Genomic DNA, 16,433 nt, shown 5'->3' with positions numbered 1-16,433 from the left:
GGGGAATTATAAAGCCTGAGAGACCTCTCTAATTCTGACAAGACAAGGACGGAATTCATGAATCAGACTTCTGGCTCGGCAGAGAATGACAAGAAACTGAAGTGGTGGCAGCTCAGCCTGCTCGGCATTGCGGGGACGATAGGAACCGGGTATTTCCTCGGATCGGGTCTGGCGATATCCATGGGCGGGCCGGCGGTGCTGCTGGCTTATTTGCTTGCAGCGGTGGGAACGTATGTCGTCTTCGATGCGCTGGCACGGATGACGGCGGTGCAGCCGGAGCAAGGCTCCTTCCGCTCGTATGCCAAGCAGGCCTTCGGGAACTGGGCCGGCTTCGGCAGCGGCTGGCTGTACTGGTTCTCGGAGCTACTGATTATGGGCAGCCAGCTTACGGCGCTGTCGATCTTCTCTCGGTTCTGGTTCCCGGGCGTGCCGATGTGGATTTTTGCAGCGGGGTATGCGGTGGTCGCTCTGGGGATTGTATTCTTCGGCAACAAGGGCTTCGACCGGGTGGAGAATGTGCTGGCCGTCATCAAGGTGGCGGCTATTCTTATGTTCCTGGTGATTGCCGCCCTGCTTCTGGCAGGCTGGATTGGCGGCGGCAAGTTCACTCCGAAGGTGCCTATGAGCTATCAGGCGTTGTTCCCGTCAGGGGGCATCGGGTTGTGGTCAGCGTTTATTTTTGCCTTCTATGCTTATGGCGGGATCGAGGTACTGGGGATTATGTCTTACCGGCTTCAGAAGCCGGAGGAAGCGCCGAAGGCGGGGAAGGTGATGCTGCTTGGGCTGGGAACAGTGTATATTTTGTCCATTGGACTAGCGGTCATTATGGTGCCGCTTAGCGCTTTTAACCCCAAGGAGAGTCCCTTCGTTCTGGCTCTGCGCAGTGATCATCTCGCCTTCATACCGCATCTGTTCAACGGGGTGCTGATTATTGCCGGGTTCTCCACGATGACGGCGTCACTGTATGCGATTACCTCGATGATGCTTACGCTGGCCCAGGAGGGGGATGCGCCCAAGGTATTCGCTAAGAAGTGGAAGGACAAGTATCCGCTGCTGGCACTGTGCCTGATTGCGGGCGGTCTGACGGGGACTGTAATTATGGCCTTACTGCTGCCGGGAAAAGTGTACGAATACATCACCACCGCCGCCGGGCTGATGATTCTCTATAACTGGGCCTTCATCCTGCTCTCTTCCGCCAAGCTGCTGAGGCCAAGTCTGCTTAGCCGTGTGAAGCGCTGGAGCGGGCTGGTGCTGATTCTTGCTGCGGTCAGCGGGACGCTGTTCCATAAACTCAGCCGCCCGGGCTTCTATATCAGTCTCTTGATTGTAGCCCTGATAGCGCTAAGCGACTGGATACTCCAGCATTACCGCAGCAAGCACGGGCAGGAGGCAGCGGACAAGGAACAGCGTACGGAAGCGCATACAGGAAGCTTCCACTCGTTGCCGGGAGGCCCCGGATTCCGGATCAAGGGCATTCGGCTGCGGAAGAACAAAATCTAATGAAAGAACAGCAGCCGGGCCGCCTGAATCCCGAAATAGAAGCCGAAGCCGACCAGCGATAGGCCGGACAGGACGGAGATCGACTTCAGCACCCGCGAAGTCAGGAAGGAGCGGAACATGCTGGAGGCTGCCGCCATGGTCACATCCCAGAGCAGTATGCCGAGAACAATGGCGCCGCTGTAGATCAGGAGCTGCTGCATCGGGTATTCGTTAACTGCTTTGGCCAAGATGGAGCCGTAGATTCCGAGCCAGAACAGGATGGAGAGGGGATTGAACAGCGACATGAGGAAGCCCGACACGAACGATTTGGACAGGGAGACCCCACTGCCTCTCGTGTCTGCGGCTGCAATCTGCCCAGAATGCTGGATGCTCTCGATACCGGTATAGACCAGCACGAAGAAGCCGAATAGCCACAGAAAGGCCTTGACGAACGGAGCATCCAGCAGATGAATCATCCCCAGATAGACCAGTAGCATGTAGATAATATCGGCGCTGATGGCTCCGAGGCCCACTACCCAAGCCGGCATGAAGCCTCCGCGCAGCCCCTTGTCCAATTGGGCAGCATTAATAGGGCCGATAGGCGCTGACAGGGATAATCCCAGCACCATATAACCTATGAAAATGTTAATGATGTCCTCCTCCTTTATTCTATATAGATAGCTTATTCCACAGGATGGGAGAATAGGACAACCAGACCTGAAGAAGGCCCGCGAAGAATCGCGGGCCTCTTGCTGTATCAGATGCTGTAACCGGCTGCTTTACGCGTGGACCGGTTCCGGTCTCTTGACGAGCAGCGGCGGGGGAACCAGCCAGCCTTTTTTCTTCAGCAGATGCAGATTCTTCACACCGATAGCTGCCTTGGTGAGATGATATTTGGCGAACAATGCGCCGATATCCTCACGGATAGACATCCCCATCGCCTGGCTGCACGCCACCAGTCCAACCGCCAGAGTGGCTGCAACCATGGCTGCAATCTCAGGGTCCGTGAACCGTGCGCCGACCGGAATATCCTCCAGTCTCACTTCAGGCCGGTTTGGCAGTGCCGGGGCAGCAGCAATGCCCTGCTCAGCCAGCAGCGAGTCGCATTCGCTGATCTCCAGCTCCGCCTGGTCGATCATAGAGGCGATGATTTTCTTCAGGTCACTATCTCCGGCATGATACATGTAGGCTCTGTAAGACGATAAGGCGCCCTTGGCAGCCATCGAAGCCTCCCACACCGTAAAAATCTCTCCATAATGCATCGGCTCATCTTTGGGGTTGCCGCCTAGAATTCCTGTCATAAGTAATCAAGCTCCTTTGCGGTTGGTTTTGAACAAGGGGTAGCATGTCCTGGAGGAAACAGAGATATTACAGAGCAAGGTTGTAAATTTGTTGACACGGATAAAAGGCTGACTGTCATTCCATAATAAGCAGATGTGAAGTTAGGTAATCATCAGCTGGATCATTCCTGGGTATAAATACAGCCGTTAGACCGACAATAAGCAGGATGCGAAACTAAAAGAAGGTGGTTCGTCCATGAACGGGTCCGAAGAGTCCCAAGGGGGAAAAGGTACAAAAGGGGCACTAATTGCGCTCTCCTCCATCCCGCTGATTATGACACTGGGTAATTCAATGTTGTTGCCGATCCTGCCACAGATCTCGAAGGAGCTTGGGGTGAACGCTTTTGAGGTCAGTATGATCATCACTGTCTATGGCCTGATCGCCATCCTGATGATTCCCATCGCCGGCTATTTATCAGATCGCTTCGGGCGAAAAAAAGTAATTCTGCCCAGCCTGATCCTGGCCGCCCTGGGCGGAGCCGGATGTGTCGCCGCTGCCTGGTTCTTCACAGGAGTGAGCGCGTACTGGATCATTCTTGCCGGACGTTTCGTCCAGGGGATCGGTGCCGCAGGCGCTTTTCCCATCGTCATTCCCTTCGTGGGCGATCTGTTCAAGGACGAGAAGGAGGTGAGCAAGGGGCTCGGGATTATTGAAACCTCCAATACCTTCGGGAAAGTGGTCAGCCCGATCCTTGGAGCTTATCTGGGGATGCTGCTATGGTATGCGCCTTTTATCGCCATTCCTGTCCTGTGCCTGATCTCTTGCATTCTAGTGATCTTCCTGGTCAAGAAGCCTAAGGAGGAGGCGGAGAAGATCAGTCTTAAGGAATTCCTGGGCGGCATTAAGAACGTATTGCATGAGAAGGGCCGCTGGCTGTACGCCATCTTCGCCATCGGGGGCATCTGCATGTTCGCCACCTTCGGGGTGCTGTTCTACTTATCTGAGATCCTCGAATCGAGATATAACCTGCATGGGGCCTACAAAGGCTTCGTTCTGGCTATTCCGCTTGCTTTGCTATGTCTGGCCTCTTACGGAAGCGGCAAGATCATCGGCAAAAACAAGCCGCTCATGAAATGGCTCGGCTTCGGCGGCATGGCCTTACTGACTGCTGCCACGCTGATTACGGGCTTCAGCGAGAACATCTATTACATGGTCGGGTTCCTGAGTCTAAGCGGAATCGGGATCGGAGTGGTTCTGCCCTGCATGGATGCACTGATTACCGAAGGCATCGAGAAGGAGAACCGGGGCACGATAACTTCCCTCTACAGCAGCATGAGATTCATCGGGGTCGCGCTGGGCCCGCCGGTAGTGTCCCTTTTGATGAACCGGGGACATTGGACCTTGTTCTTCACCATGGCGGGCGTCGGGGCCGTAGGCGGCTTGCTGTCCTTCTTCGCGGTAACGCCCAGTAAGGACGATGCCGAAGGGGAAGGCCGGACAGAGCGGAATTCATTCAAGGCGAAGAAGGGAAGCCCGCTACGCCAGCGTGTCCGGTAGGGGTTGTATGCTTTTATGGTTGAAGGAGTGCCCCATATGAGGCGCTCCTTATTTGTATTTTATTAGAAACGTGTATTACAAGCAAAAACTGAATACAGTGGGTGCTGCCACGATGAGCGATGGGCTCTAGGCTTCACAGCCAGTAACAATTGTTGAGAAATTCTGCATGAAATGCAACAATCCTGCCCTATTGAAGCGGTCTATGCTGAAATCCTGCACAAAATGCAACAAATCCAGCGCAAACTTGCTCTAATCACAGAAATTTATGCAATTTATGCAACATTCCACTTCAGCCAGTAATAGGTATAGAGGATTCCTGCAATAATTGCAACAATTCTCAGGCGCTCCTTTTATCCGTATGCTTCACATTACTAATATAACATGGTATATTAGGTTGTGTCTTTCCAAGAGAAAGCGGTAATGGAGGTGCTTGATATGGCCAATGACTCAGGCTCGAAGCCGATGTACGAAATGATCTTTCATACGCTGCGTGAGCGAATTACGAATCATGAATATAAAGCGGGGGAGCGGGTTCCCTCAGAAAAAGAACTGTGCAGTGAATTTGGGGTGAGCCGGATTACCTCCAAGAAAGCACTGAAAATGCTGGCTGATGAACATCTAATCGTCCGTCAGCCAGGCAGAGGCTCCTTCGTAGCCGATGCGAACTCGCTGATCATGAAACCTTTTGACAGCCAGCAGACGGTCCGGACCACAGGCAAGAAACGGATCATCGGACTGGTGATTACACACTTCAGTGATATGTACGGCACAGAGCTGATATACGGGATGGAAGAGGCTTCGCGGGAGAATGACGCATTTCTGATCGTCCGGCGGTCGTTCGGGATTCCCGAGCTGGAGGAGCAAGCGATTCAACAGCTCCTGGGGCTTGGGGTGGACGGGCTGATTATCTTCCCGGCGCAAGGCGAATATTTCAGTGCCGAGATTCTGAAGCTGGTTATCCAGAAATTCCCGTTCGTCATGATTGACCGCTATCTGAAGGGGATTCCCGCCTCGTCTGTGAGTACCGATAATATCCAGGCGGCCAAGGAGGCCACGCACTATCTCTTCGGGCTGGGGCACCGGCATATCGGATTTCTCGCGCCGCCGCCTGCGAATACAACCGCAATAGAGGAACGGATCGACGGTATTCTTGAAGCTCACATGGAGCATAATCTGCTGGCGAACCGTGAATTATGGATGGAGACGATCACGTCTACCATGCCGAATGTATTTGACCCGGAGGCCCGGATCAGCGATGTGGACAAGCTGGCCGAGCATCTGCGGAAATATCCTCAGATCACAGCGCTGTTCGCAGCCGAATATAGTATCGCCTTGCTGGTCGAAGAGGCGGCGGGCAAGCTGGGACTGCGGATTCCCGAAGACTTGTCCCTGATTTGCTTCGACAGCCCGGAGTCCAATGAAGACTGTAGAGTGACGCATATGCGCCAGAATCAGTTCAGCATCGGCAAACAGGCGTATGAGAATGTGTTCACCATGCAAGGGAACGAGCAGCCCATTTCCCGGATTCTTTTACCGGCCGTATTGATTAAGGGCAAGTCAACAGCACCGGTCCGCAAGGACTGACCTGGCTGAGCAGCGTACCTGGAATTCTTGAAAGCCCAACCGTGGGAGTAAGATCAAAGCCTCCGTTGCGGGGGCTTTTTTTGTTATTCAGCTTCCGATCTGAATATACTATATATACCAATAGGTCATACAACTCTATAAATATACCATTATTATATTGACATATTAATATTATTTGTTTACTATGATGAAAGCGTTTGAAATACTGATATATACCATTTGGAGGTGCGACATACACCCGTGAAGCTACAGAATGAAATTCCGAAGTCTGTTTATGATTTGATCGGCAAGGTACAAGGGGAGTTGCCAGACTCTTCCAAGCTGGCCAAGATGTTCGAGGACTGCATTATCAATACTATTGGTACCACTATTTCGCAGAAAGCGGATGGCACCACCTTCGTTATAACAGGTGATATACCAGCTATGTGGCTGCGTGATTCCGCCGCCCAGGTTCGCCCGTATCTGCTGCTTGCCGCAGAAGATCCTAACATGGAAGCGATGATTGCGGGTCTTGTGAAGCGGCAGATGAATTATGTTCTGCTCGATCCGTATGCCAATGCCTTCAATGAAGAGGCGAACGGCCACGGGCATCAATCGGATCTTACCGACATGAGCCCATGGATCTGGGAACGCAAGTATGAGATTGATTCGCTGGCGTATCCGATCCAGCTCAGTTATCTGCTCTGGAAGAATAGCGGCTGCGTCACGCAGTTCGATGAGACCTTCCGCAAGGCAGCGCTCGAAATTATGAAGCTGTGGAGAGTGGAGCAGCATCATGAGACGGAGTCGGGCTACCGGTTCCAGCGGCTGGATGCACCGCTTACAGATACCTTGACCCGGGAGGGCAAAGGCAGCGAAACCGCTTATACCGGGATGACCTGGTCAGGCTTCCGGCCTAGTGATGATTGCTGTGAATATGGTTATCTCGTGCCGTCCAATATGTTCGCTGTGGTGGTCCTGCGCTATCTGGAAGAGATCGCTCAAGAGATCTACGGGGATCAGGAGCTTGCGACAGCGGCACAGAAGCTGGGCCAGGAGATTAATCAGGGGATTCAGGAGTATGGAATCTATAATCATCCGGTCTATGGGAGAATCTATGCTTATGAGACGGACGGGCTAGGTCATTACAATCTTATGGATGATGCCAATGTTCCAAGCCTGCTGTCCTTGCCTTACCTTGGCTACACCGACGAGAATGACGAGGTGTACCGCAATACCCGGAGATTTATCCTTAGCGAAGATAATCCTTATTACTATAAAGGACAGGTTGCGGAAGGCATCGGCAGTCCGCATACCCCGGAGGGTTACATCTGGCACATCGCCTTGTCCATGCAAGGACTTACGACACCGGAACGCAGCGAGAAAGAACGCTTACTGCAACTGATCCAGGATACGGATGGCGGCACAGGCTTGACCCATGAAGGCTTCTCGGTCAACGATGCCGCAGCATTCACCCGTCCATGGTTCTCCTGGTCGAATATGCTGTTCAGCGAACTGATTATGGATTATTGCGGATTACGGGTAGTGAAGTAGACCGGATAGTGAAGTAGAAAAGACGGCTTGTCCGTTCTTTTTGAAGCTTTAATGAAAGCGTTAAAATATAAGAATTTATATGTTGCACACGATAACTTATCCTTCTATTTCTCGCTGAAACGGGTGCCGTCCTTAAAAAGGACGGCAAAGACGTTTCCACTTGTCAAACTACAACCAAAGGGGCAAAGACAAATGAAAATGAATAAATTCAAAGTTTCGATGACTGCGGCAATGGCTTCTCTTCTTCTGTTGACTACAGCTTGTTCAAGCGGCAATTCGAACTCCGGTTCGGGAGCAGCCGAAGGGAAGAAGGAGGTCACCATTACCTTCCGTTCGTCGGGCTCCGAAGATACATTGACCAAGTATTTTGAATCGGGACTGATAAAGAAATTCGAAACGGACAACCCGGATATCAAGATCAAGATTGCTCCGGTGCTGGCCAGTGAAGGAGATTACACCTCCAAGATCGTTCTGCAGATGAAGTCGCCCGATACAGCGCCGGACATCGTAGCCGAAGATACCTCGATCATCAAGTCGGATGCCGCAGCCGGATATCTGGAGCCGCTGGATACGCAGGTTGCGGGCTGGAGTGACTGGAAGGATAAATTCATTGAGAACCTCAAAGCCGGTGTGACTGGTGAAGACGGCAAAATCTACGGCATTCCTGCCACCTCCGATACACGCGGTATCTGGTATAACAAAGAGCTGCTGGCACAAGCAGGATTACCGGTACCGTTCAAGCCTGCTACCTGGGATGAGGTGCTGGAAGCCGCACGTACCATCAAGGATAAGCTGCCGGGCGTAACTCCGCTGAATATGATCGTGGGCAAGTCGAGCGGAGAAGGCGTAACCATGCAGACGCTGGAGATGCTTCTGTACGGCACGAACGACACACTGTATAACGATGAAACCAAGAAATGGGTTGTAAGCAGCCCCGGACTATTAGACTCCTTCAAATTCATTAATCAATTGTTCAATGTAGATAAGACAGGCCCTTCGATGCAGGTAGCGCTTAACGGACAAGCCGGCAGCATTGCCTTCCAGCAGCTGTTCCCGCAAGGCAAGCTGGCGATGGCCGTGGACGGAAGCTGGGCAGGATCAACCTGGTTCGAGAACGGCGCGGCTCCGATTGAGAATGTAGCTGACAAGATGGGCTTCGCTCCATTCCCGACGCAGAAGGGTCAAGAGCCTGGAGCCATCACCATGTCCGGCGGATGGGCCTGGTCGATTCCGGCACAATCGCAGAACAAGGAAGCGGCGTGGAAGTTCCTGGAGTTCCTGATGAATCAGGAGAATGCAACAGGACGCGTAGTGGCAGAGGGCAACCTGAGCCCGCGTAATGATTCGGTGGACGTAGCAGGCTATACAGACCGTACGTATACAGCGGAGGCGCAAGCTTTACTGGAAGTGGCGAAATTCCGCCCGGCCAATGATCAGTATGCGACTGTATCTGCGCAGCTTCAGAGTATTGTAGAGAGCATTGCTTCAGGCAAGCTGTCGCCGGAAGATGCTGTGAAGCAGCTGAAGGATAATGTTACCCGCTCGCTTGGCGAAGATAAAGTAGAAGTCAAATAGAGGATTTGAGAATTCGAGCGCAGAGGAGAAGCCATTCTCCTCTTTCGGATTTGGAGGGGGAGTGACCTATGAAAAGGAAGTCGCGGGGCGCATTTTTATTTCTGACGCCTTCAGTCTTGCTGCTGCTGATATTCTTTATCGTACCGATTATATTGACCATTTGCTTTGCCTTTACCAATATGGCTCTGACGGGGAGTGCTGCCCGTAACCTGCAATTCATCGGCTTCCAGAACTTCACGAACATGTTCCAGGACCCGGATTTCCGGATCAGCGTCTGGAGAACCCTGGTGTTCCTGATTTTCTCAGCGGTCATCGGGCAGGTCGTGCTCGGCTTCATTCTGGCCCTGCTAATGAAAGAGAAGAATGTTACCTTCCGCCGGATCATCGGCATTATCGTCATTGCGGGTTGGGTTACACCGGAGATCGTTGTCGCCTTCTGTATGGTAGCGTTCTTCAGTGATAACGGGTCCCTCAATCAGATCATCGGCTGGTTTGGCATTAGCCCGGTCTCCTGGCTGTTCAGCTTCCCGATGGTGAGTGTCATCATTGCCAACATCTGGCACGGCACAGCGTTCTCGATGATGGTCTATCAATCTGCACTGGATGAGATTCCCAAGGATATTGAGGAGGCCGCCACGATTGATGGAGCGAGCAACTTCAAGATTCTTAGTTACATCACCATTCCTATGGTAAAAGGCTCGATCGTCACCAACATGATGCTTGTCACGCTCCAGACCCTGGGCGTATTCACACTGATCTATACCATGACCGGAGGGGGCCCGGGAACGGCCACTCAGACCTTGCCGGTATTTATGTACAATCAGGCCTTCGTCAATTATCAATTCGGATACGGCACCGCGATCTCACTCGTACTGCTGGTGATCGGGATTGTTGCAAGTTTGTTCTACATGAAATCTATGAAAGTCAAGGTCTAACCCTGAAGGAGGTGCATCACTGTGGTCAAGCATAGGCTTCAACGTAATATCCAATACGGGATACTGGTCGTTCTGGGACTCTGCTTCCTGCTGCCATTATTCTGGATTCTGCTCGCTTCGTTTGATACAAATGCCCAGCAGGGTATTAGATTCCCTAATTTCACGCTCGATAACTTCTCGGCAGTGCTCGGAGACAGCGGCAATCTGCGCTCATTCGGCGTAGGGATCATTCTCTCCGGAGGTCAGGCAACCCTTGTTGTGCTTGCATCCGTACTGGCTGCGTACCCGTTATCCCGTTATGAGATGCGATTCAAAAAAAGCTTCCTGCTCAGCATCCTCTTCATGACAGCTCTGCCGATTACGGCGGTGATGGTTCCGGTATTTCAAATGTTCCTGTTCTTCAAATTGCAGAACTCGATCTTCGCAACCATGCTCTTCCTCACTTCCTCCTCCCTGCCCTACGGGATCTGGATGATGAAGAGCTTCATGGACTCTGTACCGATTGACCTGGAGGAAGCGGCCTGGATTGACGGGGCTTCCGTCTGGGGCGGACTCCGGAGAATCGTTGCCCCGCTCATGCTTCCGGGTATCGCCACGATTGCGATCTTTACCTTCTCGGGCAGCTGGGGGAATTTCTTTGTACCGTATATTCTGCTCCAGACGCCGGAGAAGCTTCCGGCATCCGTTACCATCTATCAATTCTTCGGCAGCCACGGCATGGTCGAATACGGCAGACTGGCTGCTTTCTCACTGCTCTACACGATGCCTTCCGTAGTGCTGTATATGTTCTCCCAGCGGTATATGTCCAAAGGGTTCAGCATGGGCGGAGCAACCAAAGGATAATGGAGGGTTACCTACATGGCTAAGCACAAAACCGCACATATCATCTCGCACACCCACTGGGACCGTGAATGGTATATGCCTTATGAACATCATCATCTGTTATTGATTGAACTGATGGATAAGCTGCTCGACACGCTGGACCAAGATCCGGATTACCGCTATTTCCATCTGGACGGACAGACCATTATCCGCGAGGATTATCTCCAGGTCCGCCCGGAGCAGAGAGAGCGGCTGGACCGCTATATTCGTGAAGGACGTATTCATTTCGGGCCTTGGTACGTGCTCCAGGACGAGTTCCTGACCAGCGGGGAAGCGAATCTGCGCAACCTGTTGATCGGGCATATGGATGCGAGGCCGTTCGGAATCATCTCCAAAACTGGCTATTTCCCCGATTCCTTCGGCAACATGGGCCAGGCGCCGCAGATTCTTCAGCAGGCCGGAATTACGAATGCCATCTTCGGGCGCGGCGTGAAGCCGACAGGCTTCAATAATGAAGTCAGCGAGACGGATACCTATGAGTCTCCTTATTCCGAGATGGTCTGGCGTTCCCCGGACGGTTCGGAGGTGCTGGGTGTGCTGTTCGCCAACTGGTACTGCAACGGGATGGAGGTTCCGGCTGATCCGGTGGCCGCCAAAGCTTATTGGGACAAGAATCTCGCAGACGCCGAGAAGTTCGCTTCTACTCCGCATCTGCTGTTCATGAACGGCTGCGATCACCAGCCGATTCAGACCGATCTGTCAGAGGCGATCCGCACAGCTTCCAGCTTGTATCCCGATGTGGAGTTCGTACACTCCAATTTCGACGAGTACCTGAAGGCACTGGAAGCTGATCTTCCCGGCGATCTGGTGACGGTGGAAGGGGAGCTGCGCAGCCAGCATACGGATGGATGGGGCACATTGGTTAACACGGCATCTTCACGGGTGTATCTGAAGCAATTGAACCAATCCGGCCAGACTTTGCTGGAAAAGGTGGCTGAGCCATTGGCGGCGTTTGCCGCGCTGGCTGGAGTACAAGCCTATCCGCATGCTCTGCTGACCTATGCGTGGAAGACGCTCATGCAGAATCATCCGCATGACAGCATCTGCGGGTGCAGTGTGGATGAGGTGCACCGCGAGATGGTGACCCGGTTCGCCAAGAGCAGCCAGATGGCTGAGGCGATTGCCGCCCAGAGCGCGGCTGCACTAACTGAAGCCATTGATGTGGCCGGAGTAGCGGCCTGGGGACCGGATGCGGTTCCGTTCACCGTATTTAATACAAGCGGCTGGTCCAGAACTGGAACGGTTACGGTGGAGCTGATTACCGTCAAGAAATATTTCCCTGAGGGACTGAGTCCGCAGACTCTGGCCAGAGAGCTTGCGCAGGAGCCGCTCGGTGAATGGCGGGTTATGGACGAAGCGGGCAAGGTGTACCCGGCTGGCCTTGCGGATCTCGGGGTTCACTTCGGCTACGAGCTGCCCAAGGACCGCTTCCGCCAGCCTTATATGGCGCGTAAGGTCCGGGTGAGCTTCCCGGCAGCGGATGTGGCTGCGCTTGGGTACCGCACGTATGCATTGGTTCCGGCTGCTGCCGCTGCTGGAGCGGAAGCAGCGGTGCTGGATAGTGTACGTGTACAAGGCAACACGATGGAGAATGCCAAGCTGATCGTTGCGGTTGCAGACAACGGTACCGTGACTGTTACAGACAAGCAGTCAGGTGCGGTCTATGCCGGACTGAACGCATACGAGAATACCGGGGACATCGGCAATGAGTATGTGTACCGTCAGCCGGAAGGCAGCGAGGTGCTGACCACCGAAGGCTTGACGGCTGAGATCACATGCCTTGAGCAGTCCCCGACACGTGTGGTGATGCAGACGGTGCTGCGCTGGGAGGTTCCGGCCAGTGCAGACGAGACCTTCCTCACCGAGAAGCAGCAGATGGTACCGTTCACCGAGCGTACCGCGCAGCGTTCGGCCCAGATGGTGCCGCTTATGCTGACCACCCACTATACACTGGAAGCTGGAAGCGGAATGCTGCAACTAAGCACCAGCTTCAACAATCAGGCCAAGGATCAGCGGCTCAGAGCCTTGTTCCCTACAGGTCTTGAATCGGACCACCACTATGCGGACTCCGTGTTCGAGGTGGCCAGACGCAATAACCGGCCTGCGGCAGAGTGGATCAATCCGAGTAATGCCCAGCATCAGCAGGTCTTCGTTAGTGTAGCAGATGGAGTCCATGGACTTGCCGTTGCGAACAAGGGCCTGAATGAATACGAGGTGCTGCTGGACGGCAAAAACACCATTGCAGTAACTCTGCTGCGCTCGTCCTCTGAACTCGGTGACTGGGGTGTGTTCGAGACACCGGAGGCACAGTGCCTGGGCCAGCAAACCGTAGAATATGCGATCATCCCTTATACGGGTGACGGTGCGGTATCCGGTGCTTATGCACAAGCCTACCAATACCAGATTCCGTGGACGGTTCTTCAGACCCAAGGCCCGGCAACACGCGTCCCGGCCGTGAATGGACGTCCGCATTCAGGCGGAGTGACCCTGCCGGTATCCGGGCAATGGTTAAGCTGGAACTCCAGCGCTTCACCGCTGGCCTTCTCGACACTCAAGATGGCTGAGGAGACGGGTGATCTCGTGGCCCGCTGGTATAATCTGGGCGGCGAACCGGCAGCGCTCAAGGTTCAGCCTGCCTTCGGGGCAGAGGCTGTCTATGAGAGTGATGTGCTGGAGCGCCGTGTCTCGAAGCTTGCGGCAGCGGAGCAGCCTGTGGATGGCTACAAGATCGTCACGCAGGTATACCAGTTGGAGAAATAGGTTATACAATAGGCTATTCAGCATGTTCTTCAAGTAAATGGTAAGGAATTGTAAACGGTACAAACTGCAGTCTCATTGTAAGGTGAGCTGCGGTTTGTGCCGTTTTTTGGTGTACTTGCTGGCCGGAAGGTCCAGAGCATCCGGAGGATTGGATCAGGGGCTGGATACGGAATGTTATGCTGTCGATACCTAAATTGGCGATAAGCATTCCGGGTTCTACAAAGGTTCGATTTATGAATCGGTACTCACACTGGGAGAATAATTCTTTCCCGGCATCGCCAGCTTACTCCGAATGACTTTTGACGAGGCTGTAGGTACGTTTGAAGACAACAGCATTGACCTTCTGCATATTGACGGACTTCACACTTATGAAGCAATTAAGCATGATTATGAATGTTGGCTGCCCAAACTGGCCGATAATAGTGTCGTACTGTTCCATGATATTACGGTGCGAATGGATGACTTCGGCGTATACCAGCTCTAGGAGGAACTGCAGGAAATACACCCGGCGGCACAATTTGAACATTCCCATGGACTCGGCATTCTCATGCCCAAAGGCTGCACGACAATCATCTCGCACATGCTCTCGAAATGGGATGAAATCAAGCCCCTCTATGTATAAAGCCTGTTAATCTCTAAGCATACCCTGAATCGTCTGCACTACCAGCTCCGGCTGGTCATGAATAACCATATGGCCGCTCTTCCCGGCGACGATCAGTTCACTATTGGAAGAAAGCTTAAGCATACTGCGCTGGCCCTCCTGCCAAATCGCTTCCAGCTGCTGGCCTGTACCTTCGGAGACTCCGAAGGATGCATAGTCCTGAGGCAAGCCACGGGCGATCACTTTGACCGGGAGGGAGCCGAAGTTCTGTCCGCGGATCGCATCCTCGGTGGAGCTAGTTAATGTTGCTTCCTGCTCCTTGGCGGCAAAATAACTTGGCGTGGAAATAACGTTAATGAACGCCCCGCGGTCTTGTGGCGCAACGAGCCCCGCGAGTAGCTGATCCTGGAATAGCCGAAGCACACCGGAGCGCTTGAGCAGGCTCAGCAGGGAAGCGCTGGGGTTACCGGCAACATTCTCGGCGGCCAGAATCGGCTTCGTCTCGCGGTCGTCATTCTCGGGTCTGGCATCAATCAGCACCAGTCCGGTTACTTCGTCCAGGTAGGTCTGAGTGAAGAGCCGGGCGTACATGCCGCCAAGAGAGTGGCCGACCATCAAATAGGGGCCGGGAATCTCTGCATTCTTCAGTGCCGTATGCAGCTCACGCACGATATTGGCGCCTGAGCGTTCCGTATCCGCCTGTCCGCTCCAGGCATACCCGGCCCTATCATAAGTGACAACGGTAGCCTGTTCAGCTAACTGTTCAGGAATATCTCTCCACGACAGGCTGGTTTCGCCGCTGCCCGCTTCCAGAATGATAGTCGGGGCTCCCGCACCTAGCTGGCGAATGTGCAGGTTATAGCCTCCGGCATCGACCAGTTGACCCGGTGCAGGATAGCTTTTACGGGCGGAATGGGAGGCAATGGCTTCATATAAGAAACCTGATCCTATGAGAAATAGGATGGCAGATACAAGGATCAGCAGCAGCTTAAGCAGCCTGCTTCGCAGTTTCGGTGCAACAGGTTTCGGGTGACTTGAAGAGTGGGTCATGGTGGTGGGCTCGTCTCCTTTTTTACAATACAATTGTATTATTTAAAAGACAGTATAACAGCATGTCCCGCAATTAAGCAATGTCCTGAGGCCTCGAAATAGCGGTCTCCACAGCCGGATCTGACGGACCATCCGTTTGAATTCTCCTCCACAAGGGTAAAATACAAACAAATCAAACCGGAAGAGAAAGGCGGTAAGCTTATGCTGTGGGGATTAATCGGACTTGTAGTGGTGGTATGGCTGTTAGGCCTCATCTTTAATTTCATGGGCAACATGATTCATCTTCTGCTGTTTGTCGCAGCGGTCCTGTTCGTGATTAACCTGGTCAAGGGACGGTCGCGCAGATAAAGGGAAATGAGTGGATAGGATTAGGCCGATAAGCATGTGCCCCTGTGAAGGAGGCATGTGCTTTTTTATGTGGAGTCTGGCGGATGTCTGGACACTTATTCCCTCGTTGCCTATAATTAATGAAAATGAATGAAAATGTACATGGAGGAGATTCAATGCGCAAACCGATCATCGCCGTCGATATGGATGATACCATCTGCCATCTCGTGAAGCGTGCGATATACCACAATAACATTGAGTTTCCTACACATCCGCTTCGCTACGAAGATATGATGGATTGGAACACGGACCATCTGCGCCATCCGGACAGCACCATGGACCTGTTCTTCGGCCGACCCGGCCTCTACGAGGAGCTGGAGCTGTTCGACGAATATGTGGTGGAAGAGATGGAGAAGCTGCACAACGCTTATGACGTTATTATTGTGACGGCCGCTGTCCCGAAGACGGTGCTGGAGAAATGGAACTGGCTGCAAAAGCATATGCCGTACATCCCGGCCGACAATTTCTTCACCTGCAAGCGGAAGCATCTGATCGGCTACGATCTGCTGATTGATGACGGCCCGCATAACCTGCTGCCCGCCGTTCAGGCAGGGAAGAAGGTGCTCTGTATTCCGCATCCGTGGAACCTCAGGGTACGGGAGCAATACTCTTTTCCGCTGATGACCTCCTGGGAGGGTGCCAAGGAACGGGTGGATGAGATTTTGCAGGCGTAGGGTGAACGTGAACTTGAATAACGCTTGAAGATGAGCCTCGCTGCTGCGGGCTTATTCTGCTATGTCCGGGAGACTGAGCCGCCGCCTGTCCTGCCATAAATCCGCTGTCGAACATTATCAGTATTTGCGGTATGA

14 protein-coding genes are annotated in these 16,433 nt (G+C 53.1%); 11 read left to right on the top strand and 3 right to left on the bottom strand.

What is annotated here, in order from left to right:
• Window positions 1-57: 57 nt before the first annotated feature.
• Complete coding sequence (locus tag NYE24_RS10500) at window positions 58-1,500, top strand: amino acid permease (RefSeq protein WP_076154330.1); 1,443 nt, start codon at window positions 58-60, stop codon at window positions 1,498-1,500.
• Here NYE24_RS10500 and NYE24_RS10495 read toward each other — a convergent pair.
• On the bottom strand, window positions 1,497-2,108 hold the full coding sequence (locus NYE24_RS10495) for a LysE family transporter (protein WP_179090382.1): 612 nt from the start codon (window positions 2,106-2,108) through the stop codon (window positions 1,497-1,499). The genes NYE24_RS10500 and NYE24_RS10495 overlap by 4 nt on opposite strands.
• A 150-nt stretch (window positions 2,109-2,258) precedes the next feature.
• Window positions 2,259-2,780: a DUF3231 family protein gene (locus NYE24_RS10490; RefSeq protein WP_342478619.1), complete on the bottom strand. Its 522-nt coding sequence runs from the start codon at window positions 2,778-2,780 to the stop codon at window positions 2,259-2,261.
• Window positions 2,781-3,015: 235 nt separating this feature from the next.
• Here NYE24_RS10490 and NYE24_RS10485 point away from each other — a divergent pair, with 235 nt between their 5' ends.
• The 8 genes from NYE24_RS10485 to NYE24_RS10450 all read left to right on the top strand — a co-directional run bounded on the left by NYE24_RS10485 (window position 3,016) and on the right by NYE24_RS10450 (window position 14,070).
• Window positions 3,016-4,317: an MFS transporter gene (locus NYE24_RS10485; RefSeq protein ID WP_342478618.1), complete on the top strand. Its 1,302-nt coding sequence runs from the start codon at window positions 3,016-3,018 to the stop codon at window positions 4,315-4,317.
• A gap of 435 nt (window positions 4,318-4,752) precedes the next feature.
• The gene (locus NYE24_RS10480; RefSeq protein WP_342478617.1) at window positions 4,753-5,901 is read left to right on the top strand and encodes a GntR family transcriptional regulator; all 1,149 of its coding nucleotides are present in this window, start codon (window positions 4,753-4,755) and stop codon (window positions 5,899-5,901) included.
• A gap of 240 nt (window positions 5,902-6,141) precedes the next feature.
• Window positions 6,142-7,434: a glycoside hydrolase family 125 protein gene (locus NYE24_RS10475; RefSeq protein ID WP_342478616.1), complete on the top strand. Its 1,293-nt coding sequence runs from the start codon at window positions 6,142-6,144 to the stop codon at window positions 7,432-7,434.
• Window positions 7,435-7,626: 192 nt separating this feature from the next.
• A complete protein-coding gene (locus NYE24_RS10470; RefSeq protein ID WP_036699602.1) occupies window positions 7,627-9,009 on the top strand; it encodes an extracellular solute-binding protein in 1,383 nt (460 codons plus the stop codon).
• A 68-nt stretch (window positions 9,010-9,077) separates the two neighbouring features.
• A complete protein-coding gene (locus NYE24_RS10465; protein ID WP_036699600.1) occupies window positions 9,078-9,944 on the top strand; it encodes a sugar ABC transporter permease in 867 nt (288 codons plus the stop codon).
• A 21-nt stretch (window positions 9,945-9,965) separates the two neighbouring features.
• Window positions 9,966-10,787, top strand: a complete 822-nt coding sequence (locus NYE24_RS10460; RefSeq protein ID WP_036699598.1) for a carbohydrate ABC transporter permease — start codon at window positions 9,966-9,968, stop codon at window positions 10,785-10,787.
• Between the two features lie 15 nt (window positions 10,788-10,802).
• A complete protein-coding gene (locus NYE24_RS10455; RefSeq protein WP_076154335.1) occupies window positions 10,803-13,586 on the top strand; it encodes an alpha-mannosidase in 2,784 nt (927 codons plus the stop codon).
• Between the two features lie 274 nt (window positions 13,587-13,860).
• Window positions 13,861-14,070 (top strand): class I SAM-dependent methyltransferase, encoded by a 210-nt coding sequence (locus NYE24_RS10450; RefSeq protein WP_342479224.1) that lies wholly within the window; start codon window positions 13,861-13,863, stop codon window positions 14,068-14,070.
• Window positions 14,071-14,214: 144 nt separating this feature from the next.
• On the opposite strand, the gene NYE24_RS10445 is transcribed toward NYE24_RS10450, so the two are convergent.
• On the bottom strand, window positions 14,215-15,237 hold the full coding sequence (locus tag NYE24_RS10445; protein ID WP_143804201.1) for an alpha/beta hydrolase: 1,023 nt from the start codon (window positions 15,235-15,237) through the stop codon (window positions 14,215-14,217).
• Between the two features lie 201 nt (window positions 15,238-15,438).
• Here NYE24_RS10445 and NYE24_RS10440 point away from each other — a divergent pair, with 201 nt between their 5' ends.
• On the top strand, window positions 15,439-15,585 hold the full coding sequence (locus tag NYE24_RS10440; RefSeq protein WP_143804202.1) for a lmo0937 family membrane protein: 147 nt from the start codon (window positions 15,439-15,441) through the stop codon (window positions 15,583-15,585).
• A 155-nt stretch (window positions 15,586-15,740) separates the two neighbouring features.
• Window positions 15,741-16,298 (top strand): 5'-nucleotidase, encoded by a 558-nt coding sequence (locus NYE24_RS10435; protein ID WP_036699594.1) that lies wholly within the window; start codon window positions 15,741-15,743, stop codon window positions 16,296-16,298.
• The last annotated feature ends 135 nt before the right edge of the window (window positions 16,299-16,433 follow it).

Origin of the sequence: Paenibacillus sp. FSL H7-0350, assembly GCF_038593195.1 — a bacterium.
Taxonomy (GTDB): domain Bacteria; phylum Bacillota; class Bacilli; order Paenibacillales; family Paenibacillaceae; genus Paenibacillus_AQ.
Note: the sequence above shows the minus strand (reverse complement) of the source record. Positions and strands in the feature narration are given on the sequence as shown.